This is a genomic window from Streptomyces sp. NPDC002328, from assembly GCF_042890065.1.
Taxonomy (GTDB): domain Bacteria; phylum Actinomycetota; class Actinomycetes; order Streptomycetales; family Streptomycetaceae; genus Streptomyces.
This window is the reverse complement of sequence record NZ_JBIARQ010000001.1, coordinates 613,678-631,030: the sequence shown is the minus strand read 5'-3', so window position 1 is coordinate 631,030 and position 17,353 is coordinate 613,678. Positions and strand designations below refer to the sequence as shown.

At 72.5% G+C, this 17,353-nt stretch carries 18 protein-coding genes and 1 pseudogene; 7 read left to right on the top strand and 12 right to left on the bottom strand.

The window, feature by feature from the left end; all coding sequences use genetic code 11:
* A complete protein-coding gene (locus tag ACFYX4_RS02860; protein WP_389324722.1) occupies positions 1-249 on the top strand; it encodes a DUF2277 domain-containing protein in 249 nt (82 codons plus the stop codon).
* Between the two features lie 61 nt (positions 250-310).
* Here the strand turns inward: ACFYX4_RS02860 and ACFYX4_RS02855 are convergent, their stop codons facing one another.
* The 4 genes from ACFYX4_RS02855 to ACFYX4_RS02840 all read right to left on the bottom strand — a co-directional run bounded on the left by ACFYX4_RS02855 (position 311) and on the right by ACFYX4_RS02840 (position 4,369).
* A complete protein-coding gene (locus ACFYX4_RS02855) occupies positions 311-928 on the bottom strand; it encodes a DedA family protein (protein WP_389324719.1) in 618 nt (205 codons plus the stop codon).
* 307 nt (positions 929-1,235) lie between these two features.
* On the bottom strand, positions 1,236-1,697 hold the full coding sequence (locus ACFYX4_RS02850; protein ID WP_389324716.1) for a DoxX family protein: 462 nt from the start codon (positions 1,695-1,697) through the stop codon (positions 1,236-1,238).
* A 242-nt stretch (positions 1,698-1,939) separates the two neighbouring features.
* Complete coding sequence (locus ACFYX4_RS02845) at positions 1,940-3,595, bottom strand: alkaline phosphatase D family protein (RefSeq protein WP_389324713.1); 1,656 nt, start codon at positions 3,593-3,595, stop codon at positions 1,940-1,942.
* A gap of 120 nt (positions 3,596-3,715) precedes the next feature.
* A complete protein-coding gene (locus ACFYX4_RS02840; RefSeq protein WP_389324709.1) occupies positions 3,716-4,369 on the bottom strand; it encodes an HNH endonuclease family protein in 654 nt (217 codons plus the stop codon).
* A gap of 464 nt (positions 4,370-4,833) precedes the next feature.
* Here ACFYX4_RS02840 and ACFYX4_RS02835 point away from each other — a divergent pair, with 464 nt between their 5' ends.
* Together ACFYX4_RS02835 and ACFYX4_RS02830 are read left to right on the top strand one after the other, a co-directional pair.
* Complete coding sequence (locus ACFYX4_RS02835; protein WP_389324706.1) at positions 4,834-5,421, top strand: TMEM165/GDT1 family protein; 588 nt, start codon at positions 4,834-4,836, stop codon at positions 5,419-5,421.
* A 167-nt stretch (positions 5,422-5,588) separates the two neighbouring features.
* Positions 5,589-6,257, top strand: a complete 669-nt coding sequence (locus tag ACFYX4_RS02830) for an HAD-IA family hydrolase (RefSeq protein ID WP_389324703.1) — start codon at positions 5,589-5,591, stop codon at positions 6,255-6,257.
* Positions 6,258-6,522: 265 nt separating this feature from the next.
* Here the strand turns inward: ACFYX4_RS02830 and ACFYX4_RS02825 are convergent, their stop codons facing one another.
* Positions 6,523-7,545, bottom strand: a complete 1,023-nt coding sequence (locus ACFYX4_RS02825; protein ID WP_389324701.1) for a peptidoglycan-binding protein — start codon at positions 7,543-7,545, stop codon at positions 6,523-6,525.
* Positions 7,546-7,728: 183 nt separating this feature from the next.
* Between ACFYX4_RS02825 and ACFYX4_RS02820 the strand changes: the two genes are divergently transcribed.
* Positions 7,729-9,768, top strand: a complete 2,040-nt coding sequence (locus ACFYX4_RS02820) for a DHA2 family efflux MFS transporter permease subunit (RefSeq protein WP_389324698.1) — start codon at positions 7,729-7,731, stop codon at positions 9,766-9,768.
* A gap of 19 nt (positions 9,769-9,787) precedes the next feature.
* Here ACFYX4_RS02820 and ACFYX4_RS02815 read toward each other — a convergent pair whose 3' ends face one another.
* From ACFYX4_RS02815 to ACFYX4_RS02800, 4 genes and pseudogenes are all read right to left on the bottom strand, one after another.
* Complete coding sequence (locus tag ACFYX4_RS02815) at positions 9,788-10,318, bottom strand: GNAT family N-acetyltransferase (RefSeq protein ID WP_389324695.1); 531 nt, start codon at positions 10,316-10,318, stop codon at positions 9,788-9,790.
* A 524-nt stretch (positions 10,319-10,842) separates the two neighbouring features.
* A complete protein-coding gene (locus tag ACFYX4_RS02810; protein ID WP_389324692.1) occupies positions 10,843-11,196 on the bottom strand; it encodes a hypothetical protein in 354 nt (117 codons plus the stop codon).
* Positions 11,193-11,672: a hypothetical protein gene (locus tag ACFYX4_RS02805; RefSeq protein ID WP_389324689.1), complete on the bottom strand. Its 480-nt coding sequence runs from the start codon at positions 11,670-11,672 to the stop codon at positions 11,193-11,195. Before ACFYX4_RS02805 ends, ACFYX4_RS02810 begins: the two co-directional genes overlap by 4 nt.
* A gap of 117 nt (positions 11,673-11,789) precedes the next feature.
* A pseudogene (locus ACFYX4_RS02800) lies at positions 11,790-11,998 on the bottom strand (IS5/IS1182 family transposase); the annotation flags it as partial.
* Between the two features lie 581 nt (positions 11,999-12,579).
* Between ACFYX4_RS02800 and ACFYX4_RS02795 the strand changes: the two are divergent.
* Together ACFYX4_RS02795 and ACFYX4_RS02790 are read left to right on the top strand one after the other, a co-directional pair.
* Positions 12,580-13,275 (top strand): hypothetical protein, encoded by a 696-nt coding sequence (locus ACFYX4_RS02795; RefSeq protein ID WP_389324686.1) that lies wholly within the window; start codon positions 12,580-12,582, stop codon positions 13,273-13,275.
* 5 nt (positions 13,276-13,280) lie between these two features.
* Positions 13,281-13,976, top strand: coding sequence for a hypothetical protein (locus tag ACFYX4_RS02790; protein ID WP_389324683.1), 696 nt, complete (start codon positions 13,281-13,283; stop codon positions 13,974-13,976).
* 25 nt (positions 13,977-14,001) lie between these two features.
* Here ACFYX4_RS02790 and ACFYX4_RS02785 read toward each other — a convergent pair whose 3' ends face one another.
* Positions 14,002-14,418: a DUF1992 domain-containing protein gene (locus ACFYX4_RS02785; RefSeq protein WP_389324680.1), complete on the bottom strand. Its 417-nt coding sequence runs from the start codon at positions 14,416-14,418 to the stop codon at positions 14,002-14,004.
* Between the two features lie 100 nt (positions 14,419-14,518).
* Between ACFYX4_RS02785 and ACFYX4_RS02780 the strand changes: the two genes are divergently transcribed.
* Complete coding sequence (locus ACFYX4_RS02780) at positions 14,519-14,911, top strand: hypothetical protein (RefSeq protein ID WP_389324677.1); 393 nt, start codon at positions 14,519-14,521, stop codon at positions 14,909-14,911.
* Positions 14,912-14,979: 68 nt separating this feature from the next.
* Here the strand turns inward: ACFYX4_RS02780 and ACFYX4_RS02775 are convergent, their stop codons facing one another.
* Complete coding sequence (locus ACFYX4_RS02775; protein ID WP_389324674.1) at positions 14,980-15,651, bottom strand: O-methyltransferase; 672 nt, start codon at positions 15,649-15,651, stop codon at positions 14,980-14,982.
* 132 nt (positions 15,652-15,783) lie between these two features.
* Complete coding sequence (locus tag ACFYX4_RS02770; RefSeq protein WP_389324671.1) at positions 15,784-17,151, bottom strand: DUF2330 domain-containing protein; 1,368 nt, start codon at positions 17,149-17,151, stop codon at positions 15,784-15,786.
* Positions 17,152-17,353 lie beyond the last annotated feature (202 nt).

Sequence of the window (17,353 nt, the reverse complement as noted above, 5' to 3'; positions counted from 1 at the left end):
ATGTGCCGAAGCATCAAGACTCTGCGTCCGCCCGTGCTGCCCGAGGAGGCCACGGAGGACGAGATCAGGGCTGCGGCCCTCCAGTACGTGCGCAAGGTGTCCGGCTTCCGCGCACCGGCGGCGCACAACCAGGAGGTGTTCGACAGAGCGGTGGACACGATCACCCAGGCGACAGCGGACCTGCTGGACGGTTTGGAGGTACGCGGCTCCATGACTCACCGAAGTAGAACCAGCCCGTCCGGCGATTGAGGACGAGGCCCCTCAAGGGCCGAAGCGGGGGCCTGGGGCGGCAGCCCCCAGGCGGCGTTCGTCACGCCGGCTGTCGCCGCATGACGAACGCGGCCCCCGCCCCCGCCCCGAACAACGCCAGCACCGACACCGCCGTCGCCAGCCACGTCGCTCCCAGCCACTGCGCGCCGAAGTACCCGAGCGCGACGCTGTAGACCGCCCAGGACAGGCCCGCCAGGGCCGACCAGGGCAGGAAGTCGCGGGCGCGCCGGTGCGCGGAGCCGGCGACGAGGGAGACGACCGAGCGGCCGGCGGGCGCGAACCGGGCCAGGACGAACAGCGCCCCGCCGCCCCGCGCGAGCGCCCCGCCGAGACGTTCCCGCGCGGTGGTGAGCCGCCGTGAGCGGGAGATCGCGCGGTCCAGCCGCGCGCCCCCGCGCCGGGCGAGACGGTACGCGGCCAGGTCGCCCAGGACCGAGGCGGTCGCGGCGCACAGGATCAGCGCCAGGATGTCCGGCACCTCGTGCGGCAGCCGGCCGGTCGCCGCGCCCGAGCCGGCGGCGGCCGCCGTCGCCGCGGCGATGACGAGCACCCCGCTCGGCAGCACCGGCAGAAACACGTCGAGCAGGACCGACAGCGCCACCAGCGCATAGATCCACGGGGCGCCGATCAACGCCCACGCCCCCACACTCTCGAACACCCCGGACTCCCCGTGTCTCCCCCGTCGCGGCCGGCCTCGCCGCGGTGTCGCGGGGGAGCGGCAGGTGCGGCCATGTCAGCCATACAGCGTACGCCGATGATGTGACAGAAGGGTCACAGGGTGCTCGTGTGTTCGGCAACGTATATACGCCCGGCCCGCGCCAAGAGCCTTGCGCGGAGCCGTGGATGACCGTCGAGCGCCGGGCGACGGAAAGCGCCCTCCCCGCAGGAACGGAGAGCGCGCTCCCCGTACGCGACGGAAAGCGCCCTCCCCGTACGGACGGGAAGGGCGCCTCGAAGTCGCGGGGTCAGGCCGAGACGGTCGCCTTGCGCGACGTCGGCTCCTGCGCCCGCTCACGCGCCGTGCGCTTGCCGAACAGCTGGTCCAGCCCGAACGCGCCGGACCCCGTGAAGATCAGCAGCAGGAAGGCCCAGCAGAACATCGCCGAGGCCTCGCCGCCGTTCTCCATCGGCCACAGCGCCTCCGGCTGGTGGACCTTGAAGTAGGCGTACGCCATGGAACCCGAGGCGATGAACGCGGCGGCGCGCGTGCCCAGGCCGAGCAGCACGAGGCTGCCGCCGACCAGCTGGATCACGGCCGCGTACCAGCCGGGCCAGGCGCCGGCGTCGACGGTGCCCCCGTCGGTGCCGACGGCTCCGCCGAGGACACCGAAGAGCGAGGCGGCGCCGTGGCAGGCGAAGAGCAGGCCTACGACGATGCGGAACAGGCCGATCGCGTACGGCTGTGCGCTGTCGAGACGAGCGGACATGTGGGGGGTGCTCCTTCGGTGTCGGTCATGCGACCGGTCCTGGGGACGGACCGGCGGTGGGGGCGGCGGTACCGAATCAGCGACCCACGTTAGGGGGACCTCAACGATGCTTGCAAGTTCAACATTTGGCCACGGCTTTGCGTCCGCTGGGGATTTCCGATGTGTTACCCCAGCACGTCAAGCGCTTTCCGTCCCGGCGCGCGATCCCGGCGGCGTGACCGAATCCACACCCACCGTCCGCCTCAGGAGCCGCTCAGCGACGACTCCGTCACCGTCTCCAGGCGGGAGCGCCCGCCCTGCCGCGCCGCCCGCGCCCGTTCCAGCCGCAGCCGGGCCGAACGCCCTTGCAGCGTCAGCGTCATGAGCTGGTTGCCGAACCAGGGCCCGCCCTTCTTGCGCCAGCTGACGGCCGGTCGCGCGCAGCGCCCGTGCCGGCGGAAGCGGCGGCCGAGCGCCCGCGCCACCGCGCTCCACCCGAACCGGAACCCCACCCGGATCGACCTCGGCACCGAGTTGTGGACGGGCGAGCACGTCAGTTGCAGCACGCGCGTGTCGGGCCCGCCGTCCCGCCACCGCGGCTCGGCCACGTACGCGTGGTGCACGTCCCCGGAGAGCACGAGCACCGTCGCCGGCGCCTGCGGCCCCGTGCCGACCTCCGCGAACAGGTCGGCCAGTCCGGCGAAGGACGACGGGAACGCCGCCCAGTGCTCCAGGTCCGCCCCGCGCCGCAGCCGCTCCCCGAACTTCGCCCAGCGCGCGCCCCGTTCGCCCCGGCACAGGGCCGAGCTCCAGCCCTCCACGTCGTGCACCAGATGCGGCAGCAGCCAGGGCAGGGAGGTGCCGACCAGGAGATGGTCGTACGAGCCGGGCGCGTCCAGCACCTGGGCGCGCAGCCACTCGGCCTCGCCCGGGTCGAGCATCGAGCGCGCGCCCTCCTCCAGCACCCGCGCGGCCCGCGAGTCCACCATCACCAGCCGCACCCGGCCGAAGTCGCGCCGGTAACTCCAGCGCACGGACGCCGAGTCGGCGTCGGCGCGGCACGCGAACTCGCGCAGCACGTCGGTGCCGTCGGGCGTGGCGCGCACGGCCGCGTAGAGCGGGTCGGCGGCCAGCTCGGCGGGGGAGAGGTTGCCCAGGTGCTGGTACACCCAGTACGACATCAGCCCGCTCAGCAGCCGCTCGCGCCACCAGTGGGTGGTCCGCATGTCGGCCAGCCAGGAGGCCGAGGTGTTCCAGTCGTCGATGACGTCGTGGTCGTCGAAGATCATGCAGCTGGGCACGGTGGACAGCAGCCAGCGGATCTCCGGGTCGAGCCAGGACTCGTAGTAGAGGTGGGTGTACTCCTCGTAGTCCGCGACCCCGGTGCCCGGCGGCTCCCGCAGGTCGCGGCGGGCGGCCAGCCAGCGCTGCGTCGCGTCGGAGGTCTCGTCGGCGTAGACCTGGTCGCCGAGCAGCAGCAGGACGTCGGGCCGCTCGCCCTCGGGATCGCCCGCGATGCGCGCGGCGAGGCTGTCGAGGGCGTCGGGGCCGACCGGGTCGTGGGCGTCGGCCGCGGGCGCCGCCCACCGGCAGGAGCCGAACGCCACCCGCACGGCGTCGTCCTCCCCGGCAGGGCTGTGGATGACGGAGGGCGGGAACGCCGAGAAGGGCGCGGCGGGCAGCGGCCACACGCGCGCGCCGTCGAGGAACACCTCGTACGGCGTGGAGGCGCCCGGGGTGAGGCCGGTCACCGGGATCAGCGCATAGTGGTGGCCGGCCACCTGGAAGGTGCGGGCGGCGCCGCCGGAGCCGTCCGGGCAGCGCACTTCGGCGTCGCACGGACGGCTCGCCTCGACCCATACGGTCGCGGACGTGCTGTCGGCGTATCTCAGCAGGGGTCCCAGCCGCAGTCCGGCCACGTGATCGCCTCCTCCGTCGCCTGTACGGTACGCAGCGACGGGGCGCGGTGGGGAGGTTCCGCGCCAGGAATCCGCGGCCGGTTCCCGCGTGCCCGGGTGAACCGGGCCCGGACGCGGCCGTCAGCAGCCGGAGAGGTAGCTCGTCAGGGCGCTCTTCTCGGCGGAGTCGACCGACAGGCCGTAGTAGTACTTCACCTGGACCCAGGCGCGGACGTAGGTGCAGCGGTAGGAGGAGACCGACGGCATCCAGGTGGCCGGGTCCTGGTCGCCCTTGGCCTGGTTGACGTTGTCGGTGACGGCGATGAGCTGCGGGCGGGTCAGGTCGTTGGCGAAGTTCTGGCGCTTGGCGCTGGTCCAGCCGTCCGCGCCGGAGTCCCAGGCCTCGGCGAGCGGCACGAGGTGGTCGATGTCCAGGTCGGAGGCGGCGGTCCAGGTGGCGCCGTCGTAGGGGGAGTACCAGCTGCCGCTGGTGGCGGTGCAGGCGGAGTTGACGACGACGTTGGAGCCGTCGCGCTTGAGGACCGTCTCGCGGGTGTTGCACGCGCCGCTGATGGTGATCCAGTGGTTGAACAGGTCGCGGTCGTAGCCGGTGCGGTCCTCGGCGGCCACGGTGAGCGAGGCGAGATAGGTACGGGCGGTGGCCGCGCTGACCGGGGTGGGGAGGGCGGCGGACGCCGTCGGGCCGTTGAAGAGGGCGACGGAGGCTATCAGTCCGGTGAGCGCCGCGAGTATGCTGACCCGTTGACGCGCGTAGAACCTAGAGCTGCTGGACATGCGAACTCCCTTGAGGGGTGGGGGCGTTGCGGTGCGAGCGAGGGAATGCTCGCGGGGCCGCGTTGCGGGGAGGTGTGCGCGCGGTAAGAAGCTAATGACGTGCGCATGACACGACAAGCCATTCGGTGTGAAGGTTTCGCGCGACGGGGCGGCCGGGCGGGTCGCGGGACGGGCGGTCCCGGGCCGGCGTGAGACGGGTGTAGCCGTCACGTACCATGGACGGCGCAGAAGGGGAGTAGCTCTTCGCCGGACCGTCGACACACTGCTCGGGCCCGTCCTCGTGACGGATCCCGGGCCGGCGCCCGGAGGCCGATCCGCCACGCGGATCCGCCAGCGAGACCTTCGGCAAGCAGTGCACGCCCGTGCCCTCCGGCACGGGCGCCGTGTGCGCTGCCGTGCCGAGGCGTCTTCGCAGGGCCGACAGGCCCCGTTCTCGGTGGGGCAGCCCGACCGATTGAGGAACCTTGATCAGCGTTACCGTGACGGCGCTCGTCTTCGGCGTCGTCTTCCTCGCCGAACTGCCCGACAAGACCGCCCTAGCCGGCCTCGTCCTCGGCACCCGCTACCGCGCCTCGTACGTCTTCGCCGGGGTCGCCGCGGCCTTCGCGGTGCACGTCGTGCTCGCCGTCGCGGCGGGCAGCGTGCTGACGCTGCTGCCGCAGCAGATCGTGCACGCGCTCACCGGCGTGCTCTTCCTCGGCGGCGCGGCCGTGCTGCTGCTGTCGAAGGGCGGAGCCGACGGCGACGCGGAGGTCCGCAGGCCCGAGGACCAGTCCTTCTGGAAGGTCTCCGGGGCCGGCTTCATGCTGATCCTCGTCGCCGAGTTCGGCGATCTGACCCAGATCATGACGGCGAACCTCGCCGCCCGCTACGACGATCCGCTCTCCGTCGGCCTCGGCGCGGTGCTGGCCCTGTGGGCGGTGGCCGGGCTCGGCATCGTCGGCGGGAAGGCCCTGATGAAGCGGGTGCCGCTGCGGCTGATCACGCAGGTCGCGGCGGTGCTGATGCTGGCGCTGGGCGTGTGGAGCCTGTGGGAGGCGGTCGCCGGGTGAGGCGGGCCGCGCGGGCGGTGGGCTGAAGGGAAGGTGAACGCTTTCCGCCCGGGGTGGCGTGTGCCCCCGTTTGTTTTGTACCGTGAGGAAACAAAGTGGCTCCCGCTCGTTTTCCCTGACCGGCGGGCGGGGCCGCCTTGTTTCTTCGACTGTGCTGGGAGTCGCCGATGCCGGCCGCCGTGTCCGCCACCACCGTCCTGACCGCCCGCGCCCTCCTGCTCGACATGGACGGCACCCTGGTCAACTCCGACGCCGTCGTGGAACGGGTCTGGCGGCGCTGGGCCGAACAGCACGGACTCGACGGCGACGAGGTCATGAAGGTCGTCCACGGCCGTCAGGGCCACGCTTCCATGGCCGTGCTGCTGCCCGACCGGCCGATGGAGCTCAACCACGCGGACAACGCGCGGATGCTGGCCGAGGAGACCGCCGACATGGACGGCGTCGTCCCCGTCCCGGGTGCGCCGGAGTTCCTCGCCTCGCTGCGGGGCGTGCCGCACGCGCTGGTCACCTCGGCGGACGCCCCGCTGTCCACGGCGCGGATGGCGGCGGCGGGACTGGAGCTGCCGGAGGTGCGCGTCACCGCGGAGTCGGTGGGCGCGAGCAAGCCGGACCCCGAGGGCTTCCTGAAGGGGGCGGCGGAGCTGGGCGTCGCTCCGGCGGAGTGCGTGGTCTTCGAGGACTCCGGGGCGGGGATCGCCGCGGGGCGGGCGGCCGGGATGCGGGTCGTGGGCGTCGGCGCGCGGGCGGCGGCGCACGGCCCGGACGTGGTGGTGCCGGACCTGCGGCGGGTGCGGGTGGAGGTCTTCGCGGAGGGTGTGCGGCTGCACGTGGGGTGAGGTGCGGGTTTTCCGGCCGGGCCGGGTGCCGGGTTGCGGGTGATCACGCCCCAGCGGTCCGGCTGCGACCGGTCTCCGTCCGCGACGGCGGACACCGGTCCGGTGAGTACCGAGGCGGCGATCGCGGCCACTGCCGTGACCGCGAGAACCTTCCCGCGGGTGACGCCGAAGCGAGCGCTCATGCGGCTGCCCGGCCGGCGCGACGCACGCCACCTCGTGGAACGTTCAGTGAAGTACGGCGAAAGTCGTCACTCCGAGTGGCGACTCAGGGCTCTTTCGTCTCCGACTCCAGGCGCGTCCGCGTCGTCTGCCCGTACACGCCGAGTTCCTCGTCGTCCTGGATGCCCCGCGACCACTGGTAGTTGCGCAGCGCCTCTTCCACCCGGCTGGTGAAGACGCCGTTCGCCTCGTCGTTATAGAGCAACAACTGCCCCAGACGCAGCTGGAGTTCCGTCACCTCGGCCCCCCGGTCGCCGGGGCGCAGGACCGTCGCCACGGGGCTGCTCTGGTCCGCGCCGTCGGCCCCGTTCCCCGGGGCGAGGGGCGGGGTGGAGTCCTCCACGGTGGGCGACGGACTCGTCACCGCCGAACGGGAGGCCGACGGCGACGCGCTCGACGCCGAGGCGGACGGGGACGGGCTCTCGCTCTCCGAGGGCGACGGCGAGGAGCTCGGGGAGGCCGACGGGGACGCCGAGCGCGTCGCCGACGGCGTCTCGGACGCCACGCTGGGCGAGGTGTCCGGCACGGCCGCCCGGACGTCCTCGGCGGCGGCGCTGTCCCGGGTCGGCTTCTCATAGGTGAACAGCCCGCCGGCGAAGCCGACCGCCGCGACGACGGCCACGGCCGCCGCGGCGCCCGCGATCAGCAGGGGGCGCCGGCGCCGGCCGCGCGGCTCGTCGTCGTCGTCGCCGTAGAGAGGAGGAGAGGAGGAGGCGGGGGCGGCCGTGACGGGGAGCGCTGTCGTGTGCGCGTCCGGATCCGACGGGGGAACTGCGCGCAGCGGCATGGTCACGTCGGCCGCGGAGGACGCCTCGTGCGCCTGGGAGGACGCCCCGTGCGTCGGAGCGGGCATCCCGTCCGGATCCAGCTCCACGTACGGCCGTATGCGCAGCGGATCGAAGTCCTCCGCCGCGGCCGCCTCCGCCTCGCGCGTGTCGCGCAGGGCTTCGGACGCGCGCTGGGCGCAGGCGCAGGACGGGGTGTTGTCCGCCGCGCGGAGCGCACCGCACTCGGGGCACGGCAGTCCGTGCTGTCCCGGTCGACCCTGCCGCCCCGTCGGTTCGTTCACCTGTTCGTCCCTCCCCATGTGAACTCCAGAGACTACCCAGAACCTCCACACGGCCACCCGCCCGACACCCCCGGGAAAACCCTATGAACGCCACCGAGCCCGGGACTGGAAAGGACTCAAGAGGCCATAACGGGACACACCGATCACGATGGAAGGTGTTCACGAGAGCCCCGGGAGGCATCCATGGCCCTGGACGCACACGCCAGGACGGGCGACCCGCGGCAGGAGCACGTTCCCGGCGGCGTCCTCGTCTCGATCGGCGCCCTGCTGCTCGGCATGCTGCTCGCCGCCCTCGACCAGACGATCGTGTCGACCGCGCTGCCCACCATCGTCAGCGACCTCGGCGGCATGGAGCACCTGTCCTGGGTGGTCACGGCGTACCTCCTGGCGTCGACGGCCGCGACCCCGCTCTGGGGCAAGCTGGGCGACCAGTACGGCCGCAAGCGGCTGTTCCAGATCGCGATCGTGATCTTCCTGGTGGGCTCGGCGCTGTGCGGGATGGCGCAGGACATGGCCCAGCTCATCGGCTTCCGCGCGCTCCAGGGACTCGGCGGCGGCGGGCTGATGGTGCTGTCGATGGCGATCGTCGGCGACATCGTCGCGCCCCGGGACCGCGGCCGCTACCAGGGGCTGTTCGGCGCGGTCTTCGGCGCCACCAGCGTCCTCGGCCCGCTCCTCGGTGGACTGTTCACCGAACACCTCAGCTGGCGCTGGGTCTTCTACGTCAACCTGCCCGTCGGCGTCGTCGCCCTCGCCGTCATCGCGGGCGTGCTGCGCATCCCGCGCAAGGCGACGAAGCACGTCATCGACTACCTCGGCACCTTCCTCATCGCCGCCGTCGCCACCTGCCTGGTCCTCGTGGCCTCCCTCGGCGGCACCACCTGGAGCTGGGGCTCGCCGCAGATCGTCGGGCTCGCCGTGCTGGGCGTCCTGCTCGCCGTCGCGTTCGTGGCCGTGGAGCGGCGGGCCGCCGAACCCGTCCTCCCCCTCAAGCTGTTCCGCATCCGCACCTTCACCCTCTCCGCGGTGATCAGCTTCATCGTCGGCTTCGCCATGTTCGGGGCGATGACGTACCTGCCGACCTTCCTCCAGGTAGTCCAGGGCGTCTCGCCCACCCTGTCCGGCGTGCACATGCTGCCCATGGTGGTCGGCATGCTGCTGGCCTCGACGGCGTCCGGCCAGATCGTCAGCCGCACCGGCCGGTGGAAGGTGTTCCCGGTTGCGGGCACCGCCGTCACCACCCTCGGCCTGCTCCTCCTCCACCAGCTGGACGAGAACAGCCCCACGGCCGAGATGAGCGCCTACTTCTTCGTCTTCGGCCTCGGTCTCGGCCTGGTGATGCAGGTCCTCGTCCTCATCGTGCAGAACGCGGTCTCCTACGAGGATCTCGGCGTCGCCACCTCCGGCGCGACCTTCTTCCGGTCCATCGGCGCGTCCTTCGGCGTGGCCATCTTCGGCACGGTGTTCGCGGGCCGCCTCGGCGACAAGCTCGCCGACGCCTTCCGGGGCGTCGACCTCCCGGCCGGCGTCTCCGCCGACACGCTGGAGGCCGACCCCCGGGTCATCGCCGAACTGCCGGCCGCCCTGCGCCCGCCCGTCCTGCACGCGTACGCGTCCTCCATCACGGACGTCTTCCTGTACGCGGCGCCCGTCGCGCTCCTCGGCTTCGTCCTAGCCTGGTTCCTGCGGGAGGACCCGCTGCGCGGCTCGGTCACCGCCCCGGACGTGACGGAGACCCTCGCCAGCAACCCGGTCGAACGGTCGTCCTACGACGAGGTCTGCCGGGCGCTGTCCGTGCTCGGCACCCGGGAGGGCCGCCGCGAGATCTACCGCACGATCACCGCCCGCGCCGGCTACGACCTCCTCCCGGTCGCCAGCTGGATGCTGCTGCGCGTCCGGCGGTACGGCACCGTCGAACCGGCGGTGCTGGCCGAGCGCAGCGCCGTCCCGCTCGCCGTGATCCTCGACGGGGCCCGCCAGATCGAGGAACGCCGGCTGGTGCTGCGCGAGGGCCTCGACCTGGTGCTCACCCCCGAGGGCCGCGAGGTCGCCGCCCGGCTGGCCCAGGCCCGCGAGGAGTCCCTCGCGGAACTGCTCGGCGACTGGTGGGGCCCGGACCGCCCCACCGACCTGGCCCACCTGGTGCGGGAGCTCAACGACGAACTCTGCGGCTCGAACCGCGAACAGCCGCACGACGAACGCCCGGTGACGCGGCGGCCGTGAGACGGGACCCGCGGCCGGCTCAGCCGAGGTCCTTCGCGAACCAGTGGTCGGCGTACGGGGCGTCGTTGTGCGGGGCGGTCTCCGTGTAGCCGAGGCGGGCGTACAGGGTGCGGGCCTCGATCAGGTCGCCGCGGGTGTCCAGGACCATCCGGGCCGCGCCGAGCGCGCGGGCGGCGTCCTCGGCGGCGGCGACGAGCAGCGCCGCGCCGCCCCTGCCCCGTGCCTCCGGTAGCAGGAACACCCGCTTCAGCTCGGCCGTCGCCGGGTCCAGCAGCCGAACCCCCGCGCTGCCGACCGGCGCACCCTCGTACCGGGCGACCAGCAGCCGCCCCTCCGGCGGAGCCAGTAGGGCCTCCGCCCCGGCGGCGATCTCCCGCTCCAACTCGACGGGATCGGTCCGCCGCCCCTCGTGCAGCAGATACCACCGGTCGCTGACCTCCGTGTAGTAGGCCCGCCACAGGGCCGCGGCGACGGGGGAGCCCACGGGTTCCTGAGCGATCTTCCAGCCGTTCAAGGTGCTCACGGGGTTCATGTTGTCCACGGTGTTCATGCCGTGCATTGTCGGAAGCGGACGTGCGGGGGCCGCAACCGAATAAGCCGGATGTGCGACCGCCGGGCACCCGTGAGCGGGTGCCCGGCGGCTGTCTGTCACCGGCGTGCTGGTGCGTTACCCCTGTGCCGTCACCATGTGCCCGGCTCCGCGTACCAGGAGCGCTGCGGGTTCTCGAACCTGCGTCAGCGGACGAAGGCAGCGCAGGGTGGTGGTTCGTCGCCGTCGCAGTTGGTCGTTCCTGGGGTGGCCGGGCCGCCAAGTGCGGAGCTGAGGGTGTCGATGGCGTCACGCCGGAGGCGGAGTCGGACGTGGACGTACATGGCGACCGTGGCCGACTGCAACATCTACATGCGACGCCACCCCGAGGGCCACCCCGGTATGTGAGCGCCGAGCCGCTGAGTGCCCCCGGACCGCCCATCTGCCCGGGTCGGGGTCCGAGGTCGGGCAGGCCACCGGCCCAAGGCGGCACCAATGCTCACGGGAATCGCGGCTGCGGCAGGTGGACAGGAGGTGAAGGGCGATCAGTCGGTGGGTTTGGGGTGTCCGGTGCCTGCGTAGGTGATCCAGGCGGTGCGGTCGGCGTCGTCGACCAGGTACCAGATACGGCCGCCGCCGGTGACCTCGTACTGCCAGCGCTCCAGCGTCTGCCCCTTCCAGACCGTAGAGCCGAGCTTGCCCTTGAGGCGGTGGTGGCGCTCGGGGTCATCGGCGGCCCGCGGGGCGGATCGGATCTTGTCGAAGGCGCGACGGAGGTTGCCTGCGGCGTGGCGGGAGAGGTGGTCCCAGCCGTTGGCCGCCTCGCTGTTGGCGAAGCGCAGGTCGAATTCGTCGCCGATCGGGGGTGGGGCCGCGCGGTCACCGCGCTTGGGGCTCACTCGGCGGTCTCGCCCTCGGGTACGGGGACAGTGCCGAGGTCGCCGTCGGGCTCGCGGGTGAGGAAGGCATACAGGGCTGGGTCAGCGTAGATCTCGGCACTGTGCCGCCACTGGGCCAGCAGCAGCGCGATGGGAGTCAAGTTCTCCAGCGCAGCAGCCCCGCGGGCAGTGTCCACGAGCTCGCCGAGCATCGCCTCGACGTCGTCCTCCGGGAGGAAGACCGACCAGGGCAGGGCATCAGGCAGGGCCTGGCGCAGTGCGGCGGTGTTCTCGGTGCGGACCAGCCCTGCGAGCAGGCGCGCGGTGAAGTCGACCACGGTGGAGTCCTGCTCCAGCTGGTCGGCACGAATGAGCGCCAGGTCGCCCGCGTCGCGTCGGCGCAGGCGCAGTGCGCGGACCGCGTCCAGACGCCGGGCGGTGGCAGCGGGGTGGTGGAGCAGCTCGCTGAAGGGCACTTCCTCGTAGGCCGTCGTCATGACATCCACAGTAGCTCGGATGTCCTGCCTCGGGTAGCGGATCGTGTTCTGGGCGCTGCTCGACAAGGAGCTGATCGCGATCACTGCCGCGGGGATCCGAGCGGTCAATGAGCCTTCTCAGCGTTGCCTCTCCAGGGAGGACCGGGGCGGCGATGCCAGTCATGCGGTTCGGGCTGCAGCGGCTCCGACGGAAGATCCGCCAGGACTTCAGGCGGGCGACGCCTCGTTCGACAGGAGCGCGGGCCTGGGCGTCCAGGAGCGGCGCCGATGTAGGTGCGGTCGGCGACGATCGGGACGCCCTGGCGTTCGCAGATTCGGATGATGCGGGTCCGTGACATGTGGAAGAGCTGGGCACTGACGCTTCTGAACTTCTCGATGAGGTAGACGATTAGATTCACGTCAAGGCCCGGCGAACTTGACAGAGGCGAGCCGAGCGGCCCCTGTTCGGCATATGGAGGCCCCACCGAATTGGCTGTTCGGTGGGGCCTCCCGCCGTTGTTGTGAAGACGAGATCGGCGTCCTTCCAGCCCGCCCAGCGGATGCGGCGTATCCCGGCCCGGTCGAGAAGTCCGCGGAGGTGCCGTCGTTACATCGCGGCTGGATGCGAGCCTCGCCCACTCCGTCGAGATCGGTATCTGGCCGCATCCGGCAGCGTTTTCTGCTGGTGTGGTTTGCGTGTCCAGGGTCGGTCGGCCGAGAGGTCTGTCCGGGGTGGTGACGAGCACGTGCCGGTGCGGAGGTCGAGGTCTGCCTGGAGGGGGCCGAGAGCTTCGCCCTGGCGTACCGCGCGCGGACGGCCGGGGCCTCGTGCCCTCTGGCTGCCGGGTTTGCTTGCTGTTTGTACGACGGCTTCCGGGCAACCCGGATCGTGAACCGGCCCGCGGGGCCGACACATCGGAAGGCAACCATGTCCACAGGCGTGATCATCGCTCTGATCGTGATCGTGGCGGCCGTCATCGCCGTCGCGGCCGTCCTGGCCGTGCGGTCCCGAGGGCCGCACGGGGGACGCAGCCTGAAGCAGCGCTTCGGGCCCGAGTACGACCGTGCCGTGGCCCGGCACGACGGAGACGTCAAGGCGGCCGAGCGGGAACTCGGCGCGCTCGTGGAGCGGCACGGCGGACTGAACGAACGTCCGCTGGAGCCCGCCGAGCGCGAGCGGTTCGAGGCCCGCTGGACGGCCGCGCAGGAGCGGTTCGTCGACTCGCCCCGCGAGGCGGTCGCCGAGGCCGACCGGCTGGTCGCCGAGGTGGCCGGCGCCCGGGGCTTCCCGGACGGCTCGCAGTACGACGAACAGGTCGCCGCGCTCTCCGTGCACCACGCGCGGCATGTGAACGGCTACCGGCACGTGCACCACGCCGCGCGCTTCCACACCGACGGCGGCGCGCGCAACGGCCAGGCCCCCGGCACCGAGGACCTGCGGTCCGCCATGGTCGAGGCCCGCGCCCTCTTCGACGACCTCGTGAAGGAGGGCCGGCACGAGTCCGGTCGTCACCGCGCGGTGACCGGGGCGACGCAGGGCCGGGACACCCACGCCCGAGGCGAGGGCCGCTCCGGCCTCCACCTGCCGCGAGGCTTCCACCGGCACCAGACGAAGGAGGGCTGAGAGGAATGCCAGACGTGACATCGAGCGGCGAGGACAGGAACCGGCGGACGATGCCGGAGCAGGCTCACGAGACCCGGGTGAACCCCGCGAATCCCGTGAGCCCCGTGGACCCCGTCCACAAGGACACGACCCCCGACACGGCCGCCACGGGCGCGCCCGCGCGCCCCGCCGAACCCAAGAGCGGCCGGGACACCCTCCCGGGCACGGGGATCGGCACCCGTAAGGGTGAGGGCGCCGGTACGGAATCCCGTACGGAGGAACCCCGTAGGGAGGAACTCCGTAGGGATGAACCCCTTGCGGGTACCTCCGCGGACCCGCGCACCGCCCCGTCGGCCGGTGGGACGCACGTCGGGTCCAACGGGTCCAACGGTTCCAACGGGGTCGGCCGCCCGCAGGGCTCCCCGCTGCTGCCCAACGACGAGTGCGACCAGCTCGCCTCGCGCATGCAGCACGCGGTCGCCGGGTTCGTCGACCGGCCGCGGGACGCCGTCGAGGAGGCGGACCACGTCCTGGAGGAGCTGGCCGCCCGCTTCACCGACGCCGTGAACACCCGCCGCCGCACCCTGCGCGGCGCGTGGCAGGCCGCGGAGGGCAAGGCGGAGGGCAGGAAGGGCGACACCGCCACGACCGCCGACACCGAGCAGCTCCGCCTGGCCCTGCGCGACTACCGCGAACTCACAGAGCGGCTGCTGCACGTATAGGTGCGTCAACGCACGTACAGGTGCGTCAACTGTTCTCTGTCGCCGCCCGGCGCTCCCGCCACTCCCTGACGACCGCTTCGACGTCGTAGGGCTTCATCCCGAGCGGGGGGCCGGGCGGCGGCTTGAACATCATGTCCCGGAGCTTGACGTTGACGTCCGTGATGATCTTCCGGACGATCCGCTCCGACGGGGCCGCGTAGGCCGCCATGAGGGCGTCCTCCGCCTCCTTGCGCAGTGCGAGCGTGGGCGGGAGCACCGAGAGCCCCTCGCGCGCCATCTTGCGCCGGATCCACCACAGCTCGTCGTACGATGTGTCGGCGCCGGCATCCAACGGCTTTCCCGCGCCCGGGAGTTGATCGAACTCACCCCGCAGTTGCGCGTCCCGGATCTGCTTGTCGATCCAGGAGTCGAACGGAACACCGGGTGGCTTTCGCTCGGTCATGCGTCCATTGTGCCGGACGCGGCGGGGCCGGGCGATTTAGTATGCGCCCGCTGCACAAGGTCATCTCAAGCCACTGTCGGACACCTCACGAGGAGCGCACGTGCTCGAACTCACCATGGCCACCGTCTCGGGGACGGAAGAGGGTGCCACGGCCGGCATGCTCATGGCCGACGCGCCCAGCGAGCCGGGGGCCGTGCTGCGGGTGGGCCGGGACAAGTCCGTCTGCCGCCTCGTGACGCCCGAGGACTGGCTGTTCGTCTCCCGCGTCCATCTGGAGTTCCTGTGCGGCCCCGAGGGCGTCTGGCAGGTCAGCTGGCTGCGCGGCTCCCAGCCGGACCCCTCCTCCGAAGTCCGGCTGGTGGTCGGCGAGTACGCCCAGACCATCGCCTACGGCGGCACCGTGCAGCTGCCGCGGGGCGGCGCCGGCGAGATCGTGGTCGTGGACCGCACCGGGCCGCGCAGCGTCAACGTCGGCTTCTACCACGAGGCGTAGCGAGCCCTTCGGTAGCGAGCCTTCGGTAGCGGGCATCGGCAGCGCCTTCGGCGGCGCCCTCGGCAGGGCTACGCGAGCACGCGTGCCAGCGCGAACCCGTCGTAGCCCTTCGCCCCCACCGTCTGCACCGCCGTGCCGCTCAACCGCGGGTGCGAGCCGATGAGTTCGATCGCGGCGCGGGTCCCCCGGACGTCGTCCGCGTCGCTGTCCGCGTCGACGACCCGGCCGCCGCGCACGACGTTGTCGAGGACGATCAGGCTGCCCGCGCGCGTCAACTTCAGCGCCCACTCGAGGTAGTGAGGGTTGTTGACCTTGTCGGCGTCGATGAAGACCAGGTCGAACGGGGGCGGGTTCTCGTCGGCGAGCAGGGGCAGCGACTCCAGGGCCGCGCCCACCCGCACCTCGACCTGCTTGTCGAGGCCCGCGCGGGCGATGTTGCGGGTGGCGACCTCGGCGTGCTTCGGGCTGTACTCCAGGGAGATCAGCCGGCCGTCCGCCGGGAGCGCGCGGGCCAGCCAGATCGTGCTGTACCCGCCGAGGGTGCCGATCTCCAGGATCGCGCGGGCCCCCTGGACCTCGGCGAGCAGCTGGAGCAGCTTGCCCTGCGCGGCCGTGACGCTGATCGGAGGAAGCTCGGCGGCGTCGCTGTCACGCAGCGCGGCGGCGGTCACCTCGTCGTCCGGGGCGAGGTGGGCGGTGAAGTAGGCGTCGACGGCGTCCCATACCTGCGACTCGCTCATGCGCTGCTCTGCCTCTCGTGCTGTCGTGCTCTCGTGTGGGCCCGGCACATCTAGTTAGGAACACTAACTACCCACGTCAACGCCCCACACCGCAACGGAGTTCCCCGCGCCCGCACCCCCGACCGACGGAATTCAGCCGTTCGGCCGCGCCCCCGAAGCCGCATCGGCCTGCGGCGCTGAGGCGGGAGGAACGGGAGGAGTGGGAGGAGCAGGGGGAGCGGGAGAGCGGGGTGGGGCCGGGGGAGCTGGCGGTGCGGGCGGTGCCGGCGGTGCAGGCGGTGCAGGCGGTGCGAACGCTACAGGCGGTGCAGATGGCGGAGGCGGAAGCGGAAGCGGAGTCGGTACCGGCGGTCGGCCGGAGGCGCGGCGTACGCCCAGTGCCACCGCCCCCGTCGCCAGCGCGGCGGCGGTGGTCAGGAGGGTGAGCAGCCACAGGGGGACGCCCGCCAGCGTGAGGAGCCGGTCCTCGTAGATCACCTGTTGGAACGGGGTGTCCCGCGCCGCGCGGCGCAGTTCGTGGTCCGCCGAGATCGACGAGGGGGTCGGGAACTCCTGGGCGACGGCCGTCAGGAAGGGCGTTCCGGCCGCCAGTCGCCCCAGCGCGCCCGTCGCGTCGTCAAGCCGCCCCGCGAAGGTGACCCGGGGCCGTTCCCCGCCGATCGGGGAGACCGGTTCCATGCGGTGCTCGGCCAGGACGTACAGGCCGAGCGACTGCGGAAGGGTCGCGAGCCGTGACAGCCGCATCGGGTAGACGAGGGTGTCGCTGGCGAAGGTGAGGCGGAGCGGTTCGAGCTCGCCGCGCAGTGGGGCGCCGGGGGTCTCCGGGGTCAGCCGTACCGCCACGTACTCCCAGCGGTCGGCGACGTACGGCTGGAGCGCCGCCTCCAGCCGGGACGGCAGCGCGAACCCGTTGTCGTCGAGCCAGCCGCCCAGCGCGGCCGGGTCGGTGGCGGTGAGCCGGGCGACATCGAACGGCCCGAGCCGCTCCCGCCCGACGACGTCCACGCCGGCCCCCGCCCCGGGAGGTCCGGGCGGGCCGCCCGCCAGGCCGCCCCCGGTGGTCAGCGGCCAGTCGCCGTCCCGGGGCCAGAAGTGATGGCGGGTGCGCTGCACGGGGGCCGTGACGTCGGCCAGTCGGTCGAAGAGCTCCGGGTCGCCGAGGTCGACGGTCGCCCGGCTCGGCACCGGCATGATCCAGGCGGCCCGGTCGGCGTCGCCGTCCACCGTCAGGCTCATCACGATCTGCTCCCGCGCGCCGTCCCAGCGCACGACGGACACCTCCCGCCCGACCGCGACCCGCCGCTGATCGCCGGCGACGAGCGCGCCGCAGCCGCAGGCGTGCGCCGGGGCGACGAGCGACCCGAGCTGGAGCGCCAGCAGCGCGAGCAGAAGCACCGCGAGCCGCCCGCGCCGCCGACCGAAGGCCCGCGAGGCCCGCGACAGCGTCCGTAACCGAGGCAACCCCGACACCTCGAAGAACCGCACTCGCCGCAGCGCCATACCCCGAAGCCCTCCGTCACTGGTCCCGTCACTGGTCAGGTCGCCACCGGTGGTCGCTACGACGGTACGGCCGGGGCGCCGGTTCCGTTCGCGCTGTGACCCAGATCGCGCCGCGCGGAACGACCGTCTCCGGTATCTGCGATCAACTGATGATTCGTAGGGGGCCGGCGCGCCGCGTGGCATCCTGTCACGATCAACAGCA

Excerpts from the sequence above, each read along its gene's own strand:
- ACFYX4_RS02790 (WP_389324683.1), top strand. The coding sequence starts at position 13,281 with ATGCCAGACGTGACATCGAGCGGCGAGGACAGGAACCGGCGGACGATG.
- ACFYX4_RS02860 (WP_389324722.1), top strand. The coding sequence starts at position 1 with ATGTGCCGAAGCATCAAGACTCTGCGTCCGCCCGTGCTGCCCGAGGAG.
- ACFYX4_RS02820 (WP_389324698.1), top strand. The coding sequence starts at position 7,729 with ATGGCCCTGGACGCACACGCCAGGACGGGCGACCCGCGGCAGGAGCAC.
- ACFYX4_RS02830 (WP_389324703.1), top strand. The coding sequence starts at position 5,589 with ATGCCGGCCGCCGTGTCCGCCACCACCGTCCTGACCGCCCGCGCCCTC.
- ACFYX4_RS02770 (WP_389324671.1), bottom strand. The coding sequence starts at position 17,151 with ATGGCGCTGCGGCGAGTGCGGTTCTTCGAGGTGTCGGGGTTGCCTCGG.
- ACFYX4_RS02775 (WP_389324674.1), bottom strand. The coding sequence starts at position 15,651 with ATGAGCGAGTCGCAGGTATGGGACGCCGTCGACGCCTACTTCACCGCC.
- ACFYX4_RS02815 (WP_389324695.1), bottom strand. The coding sequence starts at position 10,318 with ATGAACACCGTGGACAACATGAACCCCGTGAGCACCTTGAACGGCTGG.
- ACFYX4_RS02785 (WP_389324680.1), bottom strand. The coding sequence starts at position 14,418 with ATGACCGAGCGAAAGCCACCCGGTGTTCCGTTCGACTCCTGGATCGAC.
- ACFYX4_RS02795 (WP_389324686.1), top strand. The coding sequence starts at position 12,580 with ATGTCCACAGGCGTGATCATCGCTCTGATCGTGATCGTGGCGGCCGTC.
- ACFYX4_RS02850 (WP_389324716.1), bottom strand. The coding sequence starts at position 1,697 with ATGTCCGCTCGTCTCGACAGCGCACAGCCGTACGCGATCGGCCTGTTC.
- ACFYX4_RS02840 (WP_389324709.1), bottom strand. The coding sequence starts at position 4,369 with ATGTCCAGCAGCTCTAGGTTCTACGCGCGTCAACGGGTCAGCATACTC.
- ACFYX4_RS02805 (WP_389324689.1), bottom strand. The coding sequence starts at position 11,672 with ATGACGACGGCCTACGAGGAAGTGCCCTTCAGCGAGCTGCTCCACCAC.